Source organism: Janthinobacterium sp. PLB04, assembly GCF_021165895.1.
Classification (GTDB): Bacteria; Pseudomonadota; Gammaproteobacteria; order Burkholderiales; family Burkholderiaceae_D; genus Janthinobacterium; species Janthinobacterium lividum.
In genome coordinates, this window is record NZ_CP088968.1 from 4469081 (window position 1) to 4488609 (window position 19529).

The window sequence follows — 19529 nt, forward strand, 5'->3', positions numbered from 1 at the left end:
TAAGCAGGATATGTGCCAGCGTCTGGGGAAATAAAAGTGAGAATCGTGCACCGCACTGCAGCGAACGCACCGGCATGGTGCATCGGCCGCACCGCGGCGCTTAGGCCGCCGCCACGGCCAGGGTGCGCCGTTCGCGCAGCAAGGCCGTGAAGGCTTCCGCGGCCAGGGGGCGGCTGAAGTAATAGCCCTGCATTTCGTCGCAGCCGTGTTCCGTCAGGAAGTCGACCTGTTCGCGCGTTTCCACGCCTTCGGCGATGACGCGCATGTCCAGGTTGTGCGCCAGCGAGATGACGGAACGGGCGATGGCCGCGTCGCTGCTGCTGGTGGTGACATCGTCGACGAAGGATTTGTCGATCTTCAGCACGTCGATGGGAAAGCGTTTCAGGTAGCCCAGGCTAGAATAGCCGGTGCCGAAGTCGTCGAGCGAAATGCCCACGCCGATATCCTTCAGGCGCGTGAGGGCCGCCACGGCCTTGTCCGGATCGCCCATGACGGTGCTTTCCGTGATCTCGATGCCGAGGCAGGCGGGCGCGATGCCGTATTTGCGCAAGGCCGCCTCGACGAACGGCACCGTGCGGTCTTGCGCGAACTGCTTGCCGGACAGGTTGACGGCCACCTTGATGCTGCCCAGGCCCGCGTCGTGCCAGGCGCGGATCTGCGCGCACACGCTTTCGAGCACCCATTCGCCGATGGCCGTGATCGAGCCATATTCCTCTGCCAGCGCGATGAACAGGCCGGGCGGCACCTTGCCCAGCACCGGATTATCCCAGCGCAGCAAGGCTTCCGCGCCCAGCAAGGCGCCCGTGCGCAAGCACATCTGCGGCTGGTAGTGCACTTCGAATTCATCGCGGCCGATGGCGCCGCGCAGCTGCTGCTGCATCGCCAGGCGGGCGCGGATATCGCTGCCCATGCGCTCCGTGAAGAAGGCGTAATGGTCGCGTCCCATTTCCTTGGCGCGCACCAGGGCCGTATCGGCGTGGCGCAGCACGTCGTCGAGGCTGTCGCCGTCGGCCGGGCACATGGCGATGCCGATGCTGGTGGTCAGCGCCAGGCGCTCGCCATCGACGCTGAGTTCTTCACGCAAGCCGGCCAGGATGGTTTGCGCCAGCCCCAGGGTGCGCCCCAGCAGGGCATCGTCCTGCAGCAGGATCTGGAATTCGTCGCCGCCCTGGCGCACCACCGTGTCGCCCTCGCGCACGCAGCCGGACAGGAAACGCGCCACCACTTGCAGGGCCTTGTCGCCCACGGCCTGGCCGTGCGAATCGTTGATGTTCTTGAAGCGGTCCAGGTCCAGGCACATCAGCACCACTTGCTGGCTGTCGCGCAGGGCGTTCGCGCGCGCCTGTTCGAAGCGCTCGCGCAGCAGCACGCGGTTCGGCAAGCCCGTCAGCGCGTCGTGGTAGGAAAGGAAATCGATCAGATGCTGCTCGGCCTTGCGCTCGCTGATGTCGAGGAAGACGCCGATGTAGTTGACGACGGCGCCATCGGGCCCGTGCACGGTGGAGACGCTGAGCAGGCAGGGATAGGTGTCACCGCTCCTGCGCCGCGTCTGCACCTCGCCCGACCAGCAGCCGCTGCTGCGCAAGCCCTGGCGCAGGGCCAGCAGCACCGCCTCGCCCGTGTATTCGGCGTGCAGGCGCAGGATGTCCGTGCCCACCACTTCCTGCGCCGCGTAGCCGGTGATGCGCGTAAAGGCGGGATTGGCCGTGACGATGACGCCGGCAGGATCCGTGATCAGGATGGCGTCCTGCGTCGCTTCAAAGACCTGGCCCGACAGGCGCAGCAATTCTTCATTGGCGCGGCGGATCTGCACTTCGCGCGCCAGAGTGCTGGCCACCTGTTCCAGTTCGGCCGTGCGTTCGGCCACGCGCCGCTCCAGGTTGGCGCGCTCCTGCGCCAGCTGCAGCTGCGCCCGCGCCAGGCGCACGTGGGCATCGGTGCGGGCCAGGATTTCCTCGGCCTGGAAGGGCTTGGCGATGAAATCGACGGCGCCCAGCGCGAAGCCGCGCACCTTGTCGTCCGTATCGTACTGGGCCGACAGGAAGATCACCGGCACCTGGCGCAGGGACGGTATTTCCTTCAGGCGGCGGCACACTTCAAAGCCGTCGAGGCCGGGCATGCGCACGTCGAGCAGGATCAGCTCGGGCGGGCGCGCCTGGGCCGTCCACAGGGCCAGTTCGCCGTTCGGCGCCTGGCGCACCGCATAGCCGGCGCCGCCCAGCAAATCGCTCAACAGCTTCAGCGAAGCCGGCGTATCTTCAACGATCAGTACTTCGCCCTTCGAGTTCACTTCCGAAAAATCGCGGTGCATGTAGCAGTTCTCTCAGCTTTGGATGAGGCGCGGCGATCCGTTGCCGCGCTGGACAAGACATTTCTTTGCGATGAACTACGTACTATCATCATAATCTTTATTGCAATTTAGCACCATCCATCGGTGGCACTTAGCCCGTCTTTTCATCGAATCCGATGTTGTCAGCCCACACTTTTCAAGCGTGCGCCGGCGCGCCCTCACTCTCCAGCAAGTCGCACAGCTGGCGGTACTGATGCTGGTCGAGCATGGCTTGCAGCGGCGCCAGCACGGGCGCAGCCGCCGGCGGCAAGTCACCCAGCAGCAGCGCCACCCTGGCCAGGTTCAATTCGCGCAGCGCCACCAGCAAGGCCGCGCGCTCTTCACCTGCCAGCAGCAGCAAGTCTCGCGCCCGCAGCGCCGGCGGCGCCTCGGGCACCGGCGCCGCCGGCAGCGGCACTGGCACCTGCACGGGCGCTTCCGCCGCCTGCGCGGGTATGCTGAAACGGAAGGTGGCGCCCTGCCCAGGCATCGATTCCACTGTCAATTCGCCTTTCATCAATTGCACGAATTCGCGCGAAATGGCCAGGCCCAGGCCCGTGCCATCCTTCGGTCCCGCGCTGTCGGCCTGCACGAAGGGTTCAAAAATGCGCTGCTGGTCCTCCGGGGCGATGCCGATGCCCGTGTCGCTGACGGCAAACGACAGCATCCATTGATCGCCATCGCGCCGCTCAGCGCGCACGCGCAAGGTGACTTCACCGCCGCCGGCAAATTTGACGGCGTTCGACATCAGGTTCAGCAGCACCTGGCGCAAGCGCGTCGCGTCAAGCACCACGGCCACCGGCAGGTTCGCGCAATCGAGGCGCAGGGCCAGGCCCTGCTGCTCGGCGCGCATGCCCAGCATGTCCATCACTTCCTGCAGCAGGGGCGCCAGCGCCGCCACGGCCGTCTGCGCGTGCAGGCGTCCCGCCTCGCCCTTCGACAGTTCGAGGATTTCATTGATCAGGGTAAGCAGATGATTGCCGGAGCGGTGGATGATGGCCAGGTTGCGCTTTTCATCGTCCTGCATGTTGGGCGAGGCGGCCATCAGGCGCGAAAAGCCGATCACGGAATTCAAGGGCGTGCGCAGTTCATGGCTCATGTTCGCCAGGAAGGTGCTCTTGGCGCGGTTCGCCGCCTGCGCCTGGCTGACGGCCACCGACAGGGCGCTCGTGCGCTCGGCCACCAGTTCTTCCAGGTGATGGCGGTGGCGCAGCAGTTCCAGTTCGGCCTCGCGGTGCGCCGTGATGTCGTAGTTCGAGCCCACCAGGCGCATGGGCTGGCCCTGCCCGTCGCGGAAGATCACGGCATCGGCCTTGATGTAGCGGATGGCGCCATCGGGCCACAGGATGCGGTACTCGTGCGTGAACGCCTGGCCGGCTCCGAGCGCGGCGCGCAGGGCTTCCTTGGCGGCCGGCACGTCGTCGGGCATCAGCGCCGCGCGCCAGATCGCCGCGGGTGCCATCCTGCTGTCCGCATCGGCCTTGAACTGCGCGTACATCTGCTCATCCCACTGCAAGGCATCGTTGATGACGTTCCAGTCCCAGATACCGATGCTGGCCGCGCCGGTGGCCATCTGCACGCGCTCCTCGCTGCGCTGCAGGGCGCGGTAGCGGCTATCGAGCAGTGCCACCATGTCGCGGATGGAGCGGTACAGCGTGCGCAGTTCGCCCAGGAACCAGGCTTTCGGCGGCGTGCCGAATGCTTCGCCCTGCCCCGCCTTGATGCCGGCCGCATACTGGCCGATCGCCTTTAGGGGCTTGAGCATCAGACACCACATGAGCAGCCAGACGCTGGCCACCAGGATCACGTCGAGCGCCACGATCATGGCGCCGATGCCCAGCGCGCGCTGCTGCAGCTGCGCGTGCAGCAGCGCCGGCGTCGCATACACGGCCACGCTGCCGATGACCTGTCCGCCCATGGTCACGGGGCGCCGCTGCACCAGCCAGTCGGGCTCCGCGGACAACGAGGAAAAGCTGTCGATGGCGCCGCTTGCAGTGCGGCGCAAGACCAGCGCCTCCTTGCCGATGCCCGGCGTCAGGGAACTGGCCACCAGGTCGCGCTTGCCCAGCATGCTGCGCATGATGGCCTGCATCTGCTTTTCATCGAGATTCCACAATGGCAGTTCGATGGCCACGGCCAGCTGGTCCGCGCTCACGGCCAGGCTGCGATGCAGCTGCTGCCAGCGCTGCTCGCGTTCGGACTGGTAAAACAGCACGGCAAACACCAGCAGCAGCGCGGTGACGACAAAGGTCAGCGCCACGCTGACGGCCAGCACGATGGAGACGCCGCCCAGGCGCGCGTCTTTGGGCAAGTGAAAAGTCATGCGTCCTCGCCCTGCGGCTCGCTCGCCAGCTGCGCCAGCAAGGCGCACAGCGGCTGGTACTGATGCTGTTCCAGCATGGCGGCGATATGCGCGGCCAGCTGCGGCAGGCTGGTCGCCACGCCGGCCAGCACGATGGCGCTGCGGCGCAGATCGAGGGCTTGCACGGATTCGAGCAGCGCCTGCCGCTCGGCAGCGCCCAGCTGGCCCAGCGCCTGCTGCAAGTCAAAGACAGCCACCGGCACGCGCGGCGGCGCGGCGGCAGTACGCTGGAAGCGCACGCCCAGCTGCTGCTCCAGCATGGCGAACAGGTGTTCCTGCTCGATCGGCTTGCGCAGGAAACCGTCGGCGCCGGCCGCCAGCGCTTCCTGCTTTTCTTCCTCGAAGGCGGAGGCGGTCATGATCACCAGGCGCGGCTGCACCAGCGCCGGCTGCGCGCGCAGCCAGCGCGTCAGCGCCAGGCCATCCATGTCCGGCATGCGCCAGTCGCTGAGCACGATGTCGTAGCGCTGCGCCGCCAGCATGGCTTGCGCCTGCACGCCGCCCGCCGCCTCCTGCAGCTGGAAGCCCAGCGGCGCCAGCAAGCCGGCCAGCAGCTTGCGGCAGTTATCGTCATCGTCGACCAGCAGCACCATGCGCCCGCGTTGGGCTGGCGGCAGGCGCGCCACGCGGCCCGGCGCCAGCGACGCGATGGCCGGCTGCTGCAGCACCGGCGCGCGCAGCTCGAAACTGAAGCGGGACCCGGCCCCCAGGGTCGATTCGACGCGCAGCTCGCCGCCCATCAGACGCACGAATTCGCGCGAAATGGTCAGCCCCAGTCCCGTGCCGGCCTGCGCCACGGCGCTGTCGGCCTGCACGAACGGTTCAAAGATGCGCTCCAGATCCTCTTCCGCGATGCCGCTGCCCGTATCGCGCACGGCAAACGCCAGCGCCACCTGTCCATCGCCGTCCGCCTGGCAGGCCAGCGACAGAGTCACGCTGCCCTGCTCGATGAACTTGAGCGCGTTCGACAGCAAATTCAACAGCACCTGGCGCAGCTTGGCGCCATCGAGACGCACCAGCGGCGGCACGCCGGCACGTTCGAGCCGCAGCGCGATGCCCTGGTCGCCGGAGCGCATGCGCACCATCTCGAGCACCTCGTCGAGCAAGCCATTCAAGTCCACGGGCCCCGCTTGCAGCTGCATGCGGCCCGCCTCGATCTTCGACAATTCCAGGATATCGTTGATCAAGGTCAGCAAATGATGGCCGGCGCGGTTGATGATGGCCAGGTTATGCTTTTCTTCCTCGAACATGCTGCTCGAATCGGCCATCATCTGCGAAAAACCGATCACGGAATTCAAGGGCGTGCGCAATTCGTGGCTCATGTTGGCCAGGAAGACGCTTTTCGCGCGGTTCGCCGATTCGGCCTCGGTGACGGCCACCGACAGGGCCGCCGTGCGCTGCTGCACCAATTCTTCCAGATGGTCGCGGTAGCCGAGCAGCTCCTGCTCGCTTTGCTTGCGCTCGGAAATGTCGACGATGCCGCTGCGCACCAGGCGCCGCCCTTCCATCGGCAAGCGCACCAGCCGCACTTCGCAGGGAAAGATGCTGCCGTCGGCGCGCCGCACATTGCGTTCAACCAGGATGGGTTCACCGAGCATGGCGCGGCGCAGATGCTCTTCCATCATCAGTCCCAGCGGCAGGCCATCGGGCTGCTCGCCGGTATACAGGTCGAACGGCCCACGCGCCAGCAGCGCTTCGCGCGACATCCCCAGCATGCGCTGCGCGCTGCTGTTGGCGTCGATGAAGCGGTCCAGGTCCAGGTCATACACGACGATGGCTTCGGGCGCATGCTCGACGAGGATGCGGAAGCGCTGCTCGCTTTCGCGTGCATCGCTCTCGGCGCGGCGCAGGCGGCGGCGCTGCAGCAGCAAGGCGCTCAGCATGCATGCCATGGCGAGAAACACGGCGCCGGCCGACAGCACGGCGACGCGGTGTTCGTGCCACAGTTGCGGCGGGCGGTTGAAGAACAGGGTGTGCGGCGGCAGCCGGCTGAAGTCCGCATCCCAGCGCTGCAGCTGTTCCCAGTCATACATGGGCACCGGGCTGACCGGCGGCAGCAAGGCGCCCGGCGCGGCAGGCGCCTTGCCGGCCAACACGGCCAGCGACATCTGCGCCACCTGCTGCGCGGCCCCTTCGATGTGCAGGATGGAGCCGCCGAGAATCCCCTTGCCCACGTTCGTGTTGTACATGCCGAACGCGGGCACGTTCGCCAGCCGCGCCAGTTCACCAGCAAACTGCACGGGCGTGGCGATGGCGCCGTCCACATCGCGGTTGACGTTGCCCGCCACCAGCAAGGTATCGGCGGGCAGGTGCGCCACGGCCGCGCGCATCTGCTCCAGGGTCAGGTCATCGAGGTAGCGCATGGCCACCTTGCCCTGCCACGCCTGCGCCGCCTGCTGCATGTTGCGCTTCAAGGCCTGGTCAGCCTCGCTGGCGCCGACGGCCATGACGATGGTTTTGGTCTCCGGGAACAGCGCCATGGCTTGCGCCAGGGTGCCGGGGAAATCGACATTCGCCTTTTGCTGCCAGATGGATGCCGGGCTGCCGGCCGGCAAAGCCTTGCCCGAGGTGTTAATCGCCAGCACGGGCACGCCGCGCGCCAGCGGCGCCAGGTCGGACAATAAAAAATCGAGCGCCGGCTGCTGCATGGCGATGATCAGGTCGGCCTTGCGGCCCATCATCTGGGTGTATCTTAAAAGCAACAAATCACGCATCTCGTTGCGCAGCGCCGGGTCGCCCTGGGTATTCAGGTTCAGGTGCTCGACCATGATGTCTTCGCTGGCCAGGCCCGCGGCGGCCATGGCGGCCACATAGGTCCGCGTGTACGACTCCACGCCGGCGCGGCCGTAATCGTAGGCGTTGAGAAACAGCACGCGCTGGCCCTGGTGCGGGGGCGCAGCGTCCGGCGTCGCAGCCGGCACGGCGGCCGGGGCTGCGGCGACACAGAACGCCAGCAGCAATGCGCGGCCACAGCGACGCACCGCTGCCCTGCCCATCCCGCCGCCAGGCCGCCAGCCGCCCGGCACATCACGCATCATTCGCCATGCCCATGCTCACTCCCGCCTGTCACCATGTTTCAACTATGCGCTGACTGCTCAGCCACCGACACTTACAAAAACATGATAACGTCAACTGCAGGGGCAAGTCTATTCCTTAGGGCAATCTTTTGACAAGACATCCGCTTGCAGCGCCCACCATCGTTACGCGGCGGTGCCGCTGATACCGAACAATTCCAGCTTTAACCCTTTTATGCCAGACGGCACATAAATCGCAATCGCCTGGGCCTTGATCATGCTGTCATAAATACTGCCCTTGTTATCGATCGAAAAGTAATACGTATTGGGCCGCACTGGCACTTCGGCAGGAACCTGGGCCATATGGCGCAACTCGGCACCCGGAAGCGCCCGCCCCAGTAATAGTTCGATAGTGTCCGGAGAGGAAACTTTGAACTGCAATGGCACCGTGGCGACCAGTTCCAGCGCCGGCATATCGGCGTTTACCGCAAGACAGAGTTCGGTCTGCCGGTCAATCCGCTTGGCATCGAGCAAGCCGTGATAGTGGGTGTTTTGTTGCATGTCGTTGGACAGCGCAATCGGGAAATAGCGCGACAGCAGCACAGTATCGATCAGGTCGCGAATGATGCCATCGAGCTTGCCGAAACCGGGAGCCGCGTCATCGTGACAATACGCCGGCAAGTCGCTCAGTGTGTATTTTTTCGAAAACGTCATCAAGCCACCGGCCAATGCCATCAATTTTTCAAACAAATATACGGGATGGTGGCGCCGATAACTGGCGCAATGGCTGAGCGTGGCGCTGGCCGTACTCAATGTATTGAGCATCCAGAATGAGGAAACATCCCCGCCATGAAATTCAACCGTATTTTTACCGGGCTGACGGTGGCGGCTGTACAGCGCCTCAACTTTCGCACCCATGCGGTCGATCAGCGACTCGAGCATTTTTTGCAGAGAAGACTCGGCGCTGATGGTCAGGCCAGGTGGAATGAAGGACGTATCGACTTCAAAGCCGCCATTGCCAGCGCGGTACAAACGGATCAGCGGAATGGCAAGGTAATCGTTCAGGGGCTCCAGTTGCGACAGAAGATACACGCGTTTCTTCAGGTAAGCCACGTCAATGCTGACTGCTTCGCTATACAGATCCGGAGTTTCGATATCCACCTGAACATAGCGCGCGCCGGCAGAACTCGAATTGCCGCCATGTGCCCGCAGCGCGGGCAGCGCGGCATAGAACGTAAAACTATGTTCGCTGGAAGGTAGCTTGGACAGGTCAACCGCACTGGGCAATACATCGCCAAGCGGCGCGTCAAAGAGCTCTCCATCCTGAAAGACGAGCGACATGGCGTCCGCCCGCAGACTGTTGTTGGCCAGTGCATCCGCATTCCAGCTGACGCTGTGCACGCCCCATAAATGTGGATTAATGAGTGAGGCCAGACGTTGCAGGCGCGCTTCATGGTAGCGGTCCAGTTGCTGGAACTGCTGGGGACCGATGGCCAGTCCTTCGGACCAAAGTAATTTGGATGGCAATGTCATCGCGTTCTCCATGTTGACCGTTGGAATCATGCTGCCTTGCCAGTCTGATGTTGCCAGCGTTGACGTCTTTGATGTTGCGCAGTAACCCTATTCAATTATTTGCGCAAACGCAATTTACCTTTGAGCAAACGCTCGGATACTGGCCATTCCGCCGCAAAGACACAGGAAACAGAGATGGAGGACTTGCTGCCGTATTTCGAACGCGAGCTGGTGATGCTGCGGCGACATTGCCGTGAGTTCTCCGAACGCTATCCGCGAATCGCCGGCAAACTGCACATGTCCGGCGAGTCTTGCGAAGATCCCCACGTCGAACACTTGATCGAATCGGTGGCCATGCTGGCGGCACGCATCTCGAAACGGCTCGATGACGACTATCCGCAATTTACCGAAGCCTTGTTCGAAGCCCTGTTCCCCCATTATCTGCGCCCCTTTCCATCGTGCACCATCGTTCACCAGTCCGCCCCGGCCGCTGGAGCGGGCGTATTGCACTTGCCGGCGGGCAGTGAAATGGACGCAACGCCTGTGCGCGGCGTGCGCTGCCGCTTCAAGACTGCCTACGGCATGACGACAGGAGCATCGGTACTGGAAAGCACGTTTTTCGATACGATGATCAAGGCGCCGCCAGGCGTACGCCTGCCGGCACAAGCCAGTTCCTCGCTGAACATTTGCATCCGGCATCTCGACGCAGCGCCTGCATCACTGCGCGTTTTCATCGATGGCGAAGCTTCTTTTTCCGCCGCATTGCGCGATGCCTTGTTCATGCATGCAGTCTGCGCTTTTGTGTCCATCGACGCAGTGCAATGGTTTGCTTTACCCGCCGTGCCCTTGACGCCCGTCGGCTTCGCCGATGCGGATGCCTTGATACCTTTCGGTGCCCGTTCCCAGCCGGCCTACCGCATCCTGAGCGAGTATTTTGCGTATCCGGAAAAATTCAATTTCTTCGACATCGATATCGCGACGCTGAGTACGGCCCTGCCGCCTGGGTGCCAGCGCTTTACCCTGCATCTGTGCATGGCAGGTTTGCGACCCGATTGCGCTGCGGCACGCATGTTGTCCAGCATTTCCAGCGAAAACTTAAGGCTGGGCTGCAGTCCGGCGGTCAATATTTTCCGCCAGGAAGGCGTGCCGATCGCCATCACCCGGCAGAAAGCCGACTACTCCGTGCTGGCCCATGCTACCCATGCCCATGGTTACGAAGTCGTCACTGTCGATACGGTGCGTTTGTTGCGCCAGCGGGGAGGGGAAAGCACGCTGACCGAATTTCGCCCGCTGTACAGCCTGCGCCATGGCGAAAGCGCGGCGCAACAAGGCCATTACTGGATCGTTCGCCACGACATGGCTTTGGCCATCAAAAGTCCTGGCCATGAAAAGAAAATCACGCTGGTCGATGGCGACTTCAATCCCTTGATCCATGAAAAGGCCAGCTTGTCGCTGTCGCTGACATGCAGTAACCGCGATCTTCCGCTGTCGCTCAAATATGGCCAACCGCAAGGAGACTTGCAACCGTGCGGCGGCGGACCCGCATTGCACATGCTGCGACGCCCCAGCCAGCCGCGACGCTTTTCACCGGGCGCGGGCCTGCACTGGCGCCTGATTTCGCACCTGACGCTGAATCATCACGCGCTGGTCCAGGAGGGCTTGCCGGCGCTGCGCGAAATGCTGACACTGTATGACCTGTCCCAATCGGCAAGCTCGCAACGCCAGATCGACGGCATCGTCGCACTGACGCACTCGCCGACCACGACCTGGCTGCGGCACAAGCGCGGCACCTCGCTGGCGCATGGCGTGGAGGTGCGCATCACGCTTGACGAGGGGGCGTTCGTCGGCAGCAGCATGCACCTGTTTGTGCAGGTGATCGATCACTTCCTTGGGCTATATGTGCAAATCAACAGTTTCATCGAACTGGTGGTGCTGTCACTGCAAAGCGGAGAGGAGCTGATCCGATGCAAACCAAGAAGCGGACTGCAGAATCTGGTGTAATGCACCACTTGCTGGCCGAGCCGTACCGCTACCAATTCGTGCAGGCAATGCGTATTCTGCTGTGCTGGCTACGTCAGCAGAACGTGTCCCATGCGCAAGCCTTTGGCCAGGTGTTGCGTTTCAAGAACAGCTTGTCATTGAGTTTTCCCGCCAGTGAAATCGAACAGCTTTCACTCGACGACAATGAACAGCTGACCTTGATACCGACGTTCATGCGCTTTCTGGGCATCGGCGGTACCTTGCCTTTGCACCATTCGGAACGTATCGCCGGCCACCGCTTGTCGAGCAAAGACGCCTGCGTTCCGGCCTTCCTCGATATCTTTTCGCACCGCATGCTCACGCTGTATTACCAGGCGTGGGAAAAGTATCGACTGGAATCCACGCTCCAGACCCAGGCAACGGATGCGCAACTACCTTTGCTGATGGCACTGGCCGGCGTGCAGCGCACTGTACTGCCGTCGAACGGAGAAACTGATGCTGTGACGCAGGATGTCGCGGCCTGGTACGCGGGTCTGCTGCGCTGCCGCCCCGTCTCCGCGCAAGCAATCGGCCCCGTGCTGGCCGAGTACTGCGCCGTACCCGTCACCCTGCAACAATTTGTCGGCGGCTGGGACTATCTTGAAAAAGATAGGCGCAGCCTGCTGGGCAGTGTCAACTTTACCCTGGCGCGCGGCGCAACGCTTGGCCTGCGGCTGTGGCGCCAGGATATGCGCGTATGCCTGCATATCGGTCCGCTGGATGCTGCTGGCCTGCAACGCTTCCTGCCGCGCAGCACAGGCGCGGCGGCTTTGGCAAAGATGCTGGCGCTGTTCGGCGTACCAGACTTGCAATATGAAGTGCGGCTGATATTGAGTCCGCCATGCATTACTCCCCTGCTCCTGAACTCCAACCCTTCAGAAAGACGGCGCTTGGGCTGGACGACGTTCTTGCAGACAGCACAAGGCAAGGTACGCGGCGCCGAAGTGCGTTATTTGCTGCAACTGGCTTGAGTACTTCACTCATGGAAAGCGAGGCAAGCATGAAACATGCGGGACGCGGCGTCATCCGGCTCGGAGACGCAACCGATCACGGCGGCAAGGTCACCAGCGCATCGTCCGGCAGCACCGTGATGGGGAAGACTGCGGCGCTGGCCGACGACACAACGTTCTGCCCCAAGTGCAAGGGCAGTTTTCCGATCACGCCGGATGGCGCCGGCGCAAAACACATGGGCAAGCCGTACGCCTATGACGGCGATGCCACCGCCTGCGGCGCCCACCTGATCACATCGCTTTAACGGAGGCAGGCCATGCATGCAAGCATCCAGGCGGCACTGTCGGCCTTCGACCTCGCCGCGCAAGAACGGCGCCTGCTGAAGATCGATTTCCCCCATGAAGATGGGCCAGCCGGCGCCATCCTGCTGGTCAATTCACTGACTGCCAGGGAGGAGGTGTCGCGCGACTTCCGTTTCGAGGCCGAACTGCTGTCCGATGACGCGCATATTGCGCTCAAGGCCATGATGGGCCGCATGGTGAGCATTTCCATGGTGCGCGACGATGGCACGCTGCGCCACTTCAATGGCTATGTGGGCGAGTTTTGCCTGCTGCGCGCCGATGGCGGCTTTGCGTGGTACCGCATGGTGCTGCAACCATGGCTGGCCTTCGCCCGGTTGCGCCAGGACAATGTGTCCTTTCATGGCCAAAGCGTGATGCAGCTGACCGAAACAACGTTCGCACACTACGAGCAGCGCGACTGGAAAACCAGCATCCATGGGGACGATCCGCAGATCACCTGCGCCAACCAGCACAATGAGACCGACTACAACCACCTGCACCGGCGCTGGGAGGCGCTGGGCTGGCATTACTGGTACGAACACCGCGCCGATGGCCATACGCTGTGGCTCGCGGACAACAGCATCCTGGCGGACATGGTCGCCACGGCGTCCGGAGACGGTGCCATGCGCTTTCACGCCGAATCGGGTGCCATGGAAGACGATGGCCTGCAACAGTGGCAAGCCGTGCGCCGGATCGGCTCCGGGCAGCTGACCTTGGCCAGTTTCGACTATAAAAATCCCCAGCCGCGCCTTGCCAGCGGCTACTCCCTGAATCGCCAGGGTGATGTATTTGCCCACGAGCTATATGAAAACACGGGCGCATATGGCTATAAGAATATCGGCGAGGGAGAATCCCTGGCGCAACGCCGCATGGAAGAAAGCGACCATTTGTGCCAGTATTTCGAGGCGGCCGGCAATCACCGTGGCGCACAGCCTGGCCTTTGCTTCCGGCTCGATGGACATTTCAGCGCCGAGGAAAAACGCTGCCAGCCTGGCCAGGAGCGCCCGGACAATATCGCCGAACGCGAGTACCTGATCCTGTCAGTCGTGCATAGCGCCAGCAATAATTATCAGCTTGGCCCTGGCACACCTTCCCACTATGTCAACAAGTTGGTGTGCGTGCGGCGGGACATCCGCTGGCGGCCGGGTCGTGGCTACAACAGCACACCGTGCGTGGTTGCCGGTGTGCAGACGGCGCTGGTGGTCGGGCCGGCCGGAGAGGAAATCCATACCGATGCACTGGGACGCATCCGCCTGCAGTTTCACTGGGATCGTCTGGGTGAATTCGATGAGCGCAGCTCGCCATGGATACGCGTCATGATGCCGATGGCGGGTGCGCAAATGGGACACATCGCCTTGCCGCGCGTGGGCCAGGAAGTCGTTGTGCAATTTCAAGACGGCAATATCGACCACCCTATCGTCATCGGCGTGGTCTACAACAGCGCCAATCCGCCGCCGTGGCAACTGCCGCAGCAGCGTGCCCTGTCCGGCTTGCGCAGCCGTGAACTGGGCGCCCGCAGCGCCAACCATCTCGTGCTCGACGATACCAAGGGTGCGATCCAGGCGCAGCTGCGCAGCGAACACCAGGACAGCCGGCTTTCACTGGGCAACATCACCCGCATCGACGACAATGCCGGCCGCAAGGAAGCGCGCGGCGTGGGCTTTGAACTGGCCAGCAGCGCCTGGGGCGCCCTGCGCGCGGCCAAAGGCATGCTGATCACCACCGAAACACCGGCAGGCGGCGGCTCCGTCAAACAACTCGACGAAACACAGGCCCGTCTGGCGCAAGCACGTCAACTGCAGCAAGGCTTGGCCGGCATGGCTGTCGACGCGGGCGCGCAAGACAGCGCAGCACAACAAGGCGCCGTCGCCGAGTCCATCCAGCGGCAAAACGCCGCAATCAAGGGCGCCGGCGGCGATTTCCCGGAACTGTCCGAACCGCATTTGCTGCTGGCCAGCCCGGCCGGCATCGAGTTGAGCACGGCCCAGTCCATCCACCTCGCCGCCAGCGAGCATGTGGCGCTCACCAGCAGCAAGCATATTTCACTCGCCAGCGGCGACAGCATGTTTGCCAGCATTGCCAGTACCTTCAGCCTGTTCGTGCACAAGGCCGGCATGAAACTGATCGCCGCCAGCGGCAAAGTGTCCATCCAGGCCCACAGCGACGAGGTGGAAATCCTCGCCCAGAAAGTCTTGTCTCTGATCAGCGAAGCGGACTGGGTCAACATCAAGGGCAAAAAAGGCGTACGCCTGCACGGCGCCAACCACATGCTGGAAATCAGCGACAAGGTGCAGTTCTTCACATCTTCTCCCGTGCTTTTTAACGGCAACCTGGAAACATTGGCGCCGAAAAGCGTGTCGCAGGAATTCAATGAGAGGCCGCATAGCAGTTTTGATCAGGCTGTCCGACTGCTGCAAGTCGACGGCACACCCGCCCCCGATATAGCCTTTGAGTTAATACGTGAAGATGGTCACAGAATCAGCGAAAAGAGTAGCAGTGGTGGACACACCCCAGTACAGAAAGGGGACGGCATGGATAGCTACACAATACGCTACAAGGGAGAACTTCCATGAGTGACGATATGGATCTGAATGAACACGGCAATCATCAAGGCGAGTTTAGGCAGAGTGTTGGCGGATGGGCTGAATACACAGTTAATATGACTGAAATAAAAGATACGATTCGTCATGACGTAACTATTCCACCTAAGAAAATAATTCCTATCATATTTCTACCGGGTGTTATGGGTAGCAACTTAAGAATAACAAAAAAACGTCAAGATGATCTGAAGCGACCAGATAACAGATCATGGAGGCCTGATGACATGGTAGACAAATCCGGAAATTTGGCGGTTGCAACTGGTAGCGGTCTAGGTGGTTGGTTCAGGAGTGCATCCCCAAGAGATCGACAATTGGCTTTTGACCCGAACGAAACTGAAGTTGAGTACTATCAATATTCAATTGAAAATGAACGTTTCTTTCCAGGTGGAGATATCACCAAAGGATCCGACGTACGCCACAACAATGTTCCTGACGATTTTCCTGGAGTTCCACCATTGATTTCTGTTAGCTCCAAAAAAAATGCACAAGTAGATTCCATTCAGAAACCTGGAGTAACAGGAAGATTTATCCCCCGTGAGATACGTGAAACGCCAGCACATATTGCACGATGGCGAGGATGGAGCGAAGTTCTTTTCGCCGGAGCATATGGAGAAATGCTTCAAAAGACAGAATTCTTCATGAATAATATAGTAAAAAATGGGCAAATTTTATCTCATTGGAAAATTGATCCTTCCGATCAAACAACGGGCAGATATTCATATGGCCAACAATCCCACCCATCCATTGCCAAGCTTATAATAAAAGATCCAAAAGAATTTGGCGCCTCCTCCGGAACAGCAATTAACAATTCTGATATGTTAAAGATTTCTCCATGCTGGTATCCGGTTCATGCGCTGGGATACAATTTCCTACAGAGCAATGCCATTTCTGCCGCCGTTATTGCCGAACGCATACGCGGCATAGTAATAGGTTATCAGAAATGTGGCTTTAAATGCAGTGAAGTCATTCTCATCACGCACAGCATGGGAGGTTTGCTCGCCAGGGCTTTAATGCATCCAAAATATGGAAATATGCTTAATGATGAAATTGTAAAAATACTTGGAATATATCATAACGTGATGCCTACATTAGGAGCCGCCAGTGCATACAAACGCATGCGTTTCGGCTTTCAGGAAAAGAGCGGCCCATTAAATACACTCGCAGCCCAAGTTCTTGGCATCGACGGCGAACACGCCACCGCGATTCTCGCAAATACGCAAGCACCTCTAGAGATGATGCCCGGCACGGCATATGGTCAAGAATGGCTCAAAGTTGTTGATGCAAGTGATAAATTACTTTGGAGTTGGCCACGCGACAAGGAAAGTGCACTGGAGAGTATTTACCTGCAACCTGCGAATGCTTGGTGGAGGCTCATAAATCCTTCGTGGGTGAACCCTGCAAATATTCCGTTTAACAAAGGAGGAGGCATAAGCAATGTCATGCAACGATTGAAAGATGCCTCTGCCTTATTAAGGGAAATAGATAAAATATTTCATCCGAACACATACGCAAGTTATTGCGCATCAAAAGAGTTCCTAAGCTATGGAGAAATTACGTTCAAAGTTATTGAGGGATTAGAAATAAAAAAAACAAACCATCCAGAAAATTCGACGCCCCCGCCAAATAAATGGAGGCTGCTGAGTGATGATGCGAAAGGCAATCTCACTATACAAGCGGGAACACGTGTATTAAAACTAAAATTACAACCAGCAAATTCTGCTGGCGATGAAACCGTCCCATCGGATCGCTCAGCGAAACACATACCTGGAAAAAAATTTCTCCATGGGGAAAAAGCTGGAACTGGATATGAACATCAAAATAGCTATACTCATCCACATGTCCTAGCATCTATGCTTTATTCAATTGTGCAAATTGCAAAAACAGCAAAATTGGAATAATTATGAAAAATCATAAAAAAGCACTTATATTCATAATTTCAATAATGTCAATCCAAACAGCTGCAAATGAGAATAACCCACCAAAAATACATAGGGCAAAAAAAATGAACGAAACCACCATTCAAAAAAGGAAAATAGAAACCCTGTTCCAGAACACAAAAAAACTATGCTTTGGTAGATATCTATTAAATCTACCCAACGAAGCAGAATTAATAATCGGTAACTCGGCAGTGGATTTATTTAAAGGAGGTCCAAATAATTTGAAACACCAAGCAGAAATTGATTTAAGAAAAATAAAATCGCTTAATATTTCCCCTGAAATTATTTACAATGGCAATGGCCCAATAGAAAACAGTTGGCAACTTCGATACTACAGTAGCAGCTCAGCCAAAGAAGATAATTTTATAATTTATCGAACCTTGATAAATAAAGGGGATTTCATATTTGCAATAGGTGATGCTGTCGGCAATGGCGACACCGAAAGAACAACAGCGGAAAGACAACTCCTTCAAGCAAAAAGTCTGCGTTTACGTGATACGGAAGAAATTCCGGTCACGCCAGGACTTTGCGTAGAGCATGGATTCCTGAGTGAAAATCAGTATAAATATCAAGAAATAGACGACGTAGGCATTTATTTACCCAGCTTGCCAGATGTTACTATCTCCATCAGTTCAAATAAAGATGCATATGGCGACTAACCTTCGACAGAATTTGAATCAAGGTTGCGTGGAAAACTATCACTACTCAGTCGCATACAAGATGCAAAAGAAATTCAACGCAATAACTATCCCAAGCGCACCTTGCTACGCGAAGGCAAACGTACCGTTCAACACTGGAAAGGCGAAGAGTCACTGATACGGCGTACCGATGGTGTCCATGATTTTGAATGGGCATTGGTAGGCAAACCGAAAGACATCGCAAATCCGTCCGTACTGGAAGTCAAGATGTACACCAAAGTCGCCCACAATATGGTCGGCGCTGCCGACACCGCATCGCTGAGCGACGAGGAAGCCATCGCCTTGTGGGACAAGCTGCTGTCCGGCCTGAAGTTCCGGGTGAAGGTGCCGGGTGCGCCGCCGGGTTCGTACTACATCGATCCGGACAAGCCGGCGCAGTGATGGCTGGACAAACGTGGCAAGCACTCTTGCTGGCGTGATGCAAGCCATTGCGCTAGCATGGCCTTTTGCCCGGAAGGCTTCCATGCCCATTACCCTGCGCCCCGCCCTGCCCGACGACATCAACGCCCTGTGGGCCCTGCGCACGGTGGCCGTGCGCGTCAGTTGCGCTACGCACTATGCAGCGGAGCAAATTACTGTGTGGACGGCCTCGCCCGTGCCGGACACGTATGCCGCCATGCTGGCTGCGGGTGGCGGCATCGTGGCGATGCAGGGCGAGATCATTGCCGGTTACACCATGCTCGATGCGGACAAGCAGGAAGTGGACGCCATTTTTGTCGATCCCGCGCATGCGGGATTCGGCATCGGCAAGCGCCTGCTGGCGGCGCTGGAGCAACTGGCGCGCGGGCGCGGCATTACGCGTCTGCGCCTGTCCGCATCGCTCAATGCCGTGCCGTTTTACCGGGCCGCAGGGTTTATTCCCTTGCGCGAGCAAGCATATGCGCACCCGAGCGGCATCAGCCTGGCCAGCGTGGCGATGGAAAAGGCGTTGGCGGCCGCCTGAGCCGTCAGTCGGGCACCGCGCCCGCCTCTGACTCGGCCAGGCAGTGCTGCAGCGTCGCGATCAGGGCGCGTACTTCGTCGCCGCCCAGGTCCAGCGGGTCGCCTTGTGCGCCGACGGCGATCAGGCAGATGGCCGAGCCGTCGTACCAGGCGTCCAGGCGTTCCTTGCCCTCATTCATATTGCTCTGATTCATGTTGCAAATCCCTCAGTAAATCAGCCGGCGCCGCGATGCTGGCGCTGCCTTGCGGCACAGGGAAAACGAAAGCCAGCTGGCCATTCTGGTTCATACCGGGCAGCCACTTGGCCAGGAAATCGCCGAGCGCGATGGCGCGCGGCTGAAAATATTCCCAGTCGCCGCTGGCGCACGCTTGCGCAAACGCGGCTTCCGGCCAGAACGGGATGGCAACCTTGCCGTCGACTTGCGCAGTGGCCCAGCCATCGCGGTACAAGCCCCACACCTCTTGCGTATCGGCTGCCTTGCGCACAAAGTAGGCATGGCGCTCGGCGGACGGCAACCCCGCCACCTGCTTGAACTTGTCAGGATGCATGCTCGTCTCCTGCCCCGTCCCATACCCGCAGCTGCGGCGTGCACCAGCCAGTCACCATGTCGAGGGCGTCCAGTATCACGTCTTCCAGCGGCCCTTCCTGCGCGCCGTCCTCCATAGACGGGCGCAGTTCCTGCAGCAAGGCCGCCACTTGCGCGGCCGTCACGCCGCTGGCCTTGTAACACAGCAGGATGGCGCGCAGCGTGAGCAAACCTGCCCTGGCGTCCAGCGCGGCCAGCAAGTCCCGGTCAATATCGGCGATGATGGTTTGCGTCATC

The 19529-nt window shown here is 60.0% G+C and carries 13 protein-coding genes and 1 pseudogene; 7 read left to right on the forward strand and 7 right to left on the reverse strand.

The genetic code is table 11. The features are described 5' to 3' along the window. Positions 1-100 precede the first annotated feature (100 nt). The 4 genes from LSO07_RS19650 to tssK all read right to left on the reverse strand — a co-directional run bounded on the left by LSO07_RS19650 (position 101) and on the right by tssK (position 9268). Positions 101-2311: a two-component system response regulator gene (locus LSO07_RS19650; protein WP_070280328.1), complete on the reverse strand. Its 2211-nt coding sequence runs from the start codon at positions 2309-2311 to the stop codon at positions 101-103. 175 nt (positions 2312-2486) lie between these two features. Beyond that, positions 2487-4652: a sensor histidine kinase gene (locus LSO07_RS19655; protein ID WP_151096342.1), complete on the reverse strand. Its 2166-nt coding sequence runs from the start codon at positions 4650-4652 to the stop codon at positions 2487-2489. Then, complete coding sequence (locus LSO07_RS19660) at positions 4649-7729, reverse strand: sensor histidine kinase (protein WP_151096343.1); 3081 nt, start codon at positions 7727-7729, stop codon at positions 4649-4651. The genes LSO07_RS19655 and LSO07_RS19660 overlap by 4 nt, the downstream gene beginning before the upstream one ends. 162 nt (positions 7730-7891) lie before the next feature. After that, positions 7892-9268 carry a type VI secretion system baseplate subunit TssK gene (gene tssK / locus LSO07_RS19665; protein ID WP_307778598.1) on the reverse strand — a complete coding sequence of 459 codons (1377 nt, stop codon included), beginning with the start codon at positions 9266-9268 and terminating at the stop codon, positions 7892-7894. A 144-nt stretch (positions 9269-9412) separates the two neighbouring features. Here tssK and tssF point away from each other — a divergent pair, with 144 nt between their 5' ends. The 7 genes and pseudogenes from tssF (at position 9413) to LSO07_RS19700 (ending at position 18706) form a co-directional block, all read left to right on the forward strand. Next, positions 9413-11218 (forward strand): type VI secretion system baseplate subunit TssF, encoded by a 1806-nt coding sequence (tssF, locus tag LSO07_RS19670; RefSeq protein ID WP_151096344.1) that lies wholly within the window; start codon positions 9413-9415, stop codon positions 11216-11218. Next, positions 11182-12207, forward strand: a complete 1026-nt coding sequence (gene tssG, locus LSO07_RS19675; protein ID WP_151096345.1) for a type VI secretion system baseplate subunit TssG — start codon at positions 11182-11184, stop codon at positions 12205-12207. The genes tssF and tssG overlap by 37 nt, the downstream gene beginning before the upstream one ends. Positions 12208-12218: 11 nt before the next feature. Beyond that, a complete protein-coding gene (locus LSO07_RS19680; RefSeq protein WP_404811498.1) occupies positions 12219-12491 on the forward strand; it encodes a PAAR domain-containing protein in 273 nt (90 codons plus the stop codon). Positions 12492-12503: 12 nt separating this feature from the next. After that, positions 12504-15101 (forward strand): type VI secretion system Vgr family protein, encoded by a 2598-nt coding sequence (locus LSO07_RS19685; RefSeq protein WP_151096346.1) that lies wholly within the window; start codon positions 12504-12506, stop codon positions 15099-15101. Then, complete coding sequence (locus tag LSO07_RS19690; protein WP_151096347.1) at positions 15098-17026, forward strand: esterase/lipase family protein; 1929 nt, start codon at positions 15098-15100, stop codon at positions 17024-17026. Before LSO07_RS19685 ends, LSO07_RS19690 begins: the two co-directional genes overlap by 4 nt. 104 nt (positions 17027-17130) lie before the next feature. Then, a pseudogene (locus tag LSO07_RS19695) lies at positions 17131-18144 on the forward strand (T6SS immunity protein Tli4 family protein). A gap of 82 nt (positions 18145-18226) precedes the next feature. Beyond that, positions 18227-18706, forward strand: coding sequence for a GNAT family N-acetyltransferase (locus LSO07_RS19700; RefSeq protein WP_151096349.1), 480 nt, complete (start codon positions 18227-18229; stop codon positions 18704-18706). 4 nt (positions 18707-18710) lie between these two features. Here LSO07_RS19700 and LSO07_RS19705 read toward each other — a convergent pair whose 3' ends face one another. Genes LSO07_RS19705 through LSO07_RS19715 form a run of 3 tightly spaced genes read right to left on the reverse strand, consistent with a single transcriptional unit; the run spans position 18711 to position 19528 of the window. Further along, complete coding sequence (locus LSO07_RS19705; RefSeq protein WP_151096350.1) at positions 18711-18899, reverse strand: hypothetical protein; 189 nt, start codon at positions 18897-18899, stop codon at positions 18711-18713. Next, positions 18877-19254 carry a DUF2750 domain-containing protein gene (locus LSO07_RS19710; RefSeq protein ID WP_151096351.1) on the reverse strand — a complete coding sequence of 126 codons (378 nt, stop codon included), beginning with the start codon at positions 19252-19254 and terminating at the stop codon, positions 18877-18879. Before LSO07_RS19710 ends, LSO07_RS19705 begins: the two co-directional genes overlap by 23 nt. Then, positions 19244-19528 carry a hypothetical protein gene (locus LSO07_RS19715; protein WP_151096352.1) on the reverse strand — a complete coding sequence of 95 codons (285 nt, stop codon included), beginning with the start codon at positions 19526-19528 and terminating at the stop codon, positions 19244-19246. Before LSO07_RS19715 ends, LSO07_RS19710 begins: the two co-directional genes overlap by 11 nt. Position 19529 lies beyond the last annotated feature (1 nt).

Bases quoted from the DNA above. Each gene is read 5' to 3' on its own strand.
- tssK (WP_307778598.1), bottom strand. From the start codon at position 9,268: ATGATTCCAACGGTCAACATGGAGAACGCGATGACATTGCCATCCAAA.
- LSO07_RS19655 (WP_151096342.1), bottom strand. From the start codon at position 4,652: ATGACTTTTCACTTGCCCAAAGACGCGCGCCTGGGCGGCGTCTCCATC.
- tssG (WP_151096345.1), top strand. From the start codon at position 11,182: ATGCAAACCAAGAAGCGGACTGCAGAATCTGGTGTAATGCACCACTTG.
- LSO07_RS19710 (WP_151096351.1), bottom strand. From the start codon at position 19,254: ATGCATCCTGACAAGTTCAAGCAGGTGGCGGGGTTGCCGTCCGCCGAG.
- LSO07_RS19715 (WP_151096352.1), bottom strand. From the start codon at position 19,528: ATGACGCAAACCATCATCGCCGATATTGACCGGGACTTGCTGGCCGCG.
- LSO07_RS19685 (WP_151096346.1), top strand. From the start codon at position 12,504: ATGCATGCAAGCATCCAGGCGGCACTGTCGGCCTTCGACCTCGCCGCG.
- LSO07_RS19680 (WP_404811498.1), top strand. From the start codon at position 12,219: ATGGAAAGCGAGGCAAGCATGAAACATGCGGGACGCGGCGTCATCCGG.
- LSO07_RS19700 (WP_151096349.1), top strand. From the start codon at position 18,227: ATGCCCATTACCCTGCGCCCCGCCCTGCCCGACGACATCAACGCCCTG.
- LSO07_RS19660 (WP_151096343.1), bottom strand. From the start codon at position 7,729: ATGATGCGTGATGTGCCGGGCGGCTGGCGGCCTGGCGGCGGGATGGGC.
- tssF (WP_151096344.1), top strand. From the start codon at position 9,413: ATGGAGGACTTGCTGCCGTATTTCGAACGCGAGCTGGTGATGCTGCGG.
- LSO07_RS19705 (WP_151096350.1), bottom strand. From the start codon at position 18,899: ATGAATCAGAGCAATATGAATGAGGGCAAGGAACGCCTGGACGCCTGG.
- LSO07_RS19650 (WP_070280328.1), bottom strand. From the start codon at position 2,311: ATGCACCGCGATTTTTCGGAAGTGAACTCGAAGGGCGAAGTACTGATC.
- LSO07_RS19690 (WP_151096347.1), top strand. From the start codon at position 15,098: ATGAGTGACGATATGGATCTGAATGAACACGGCAATCATCAAGGCGAG.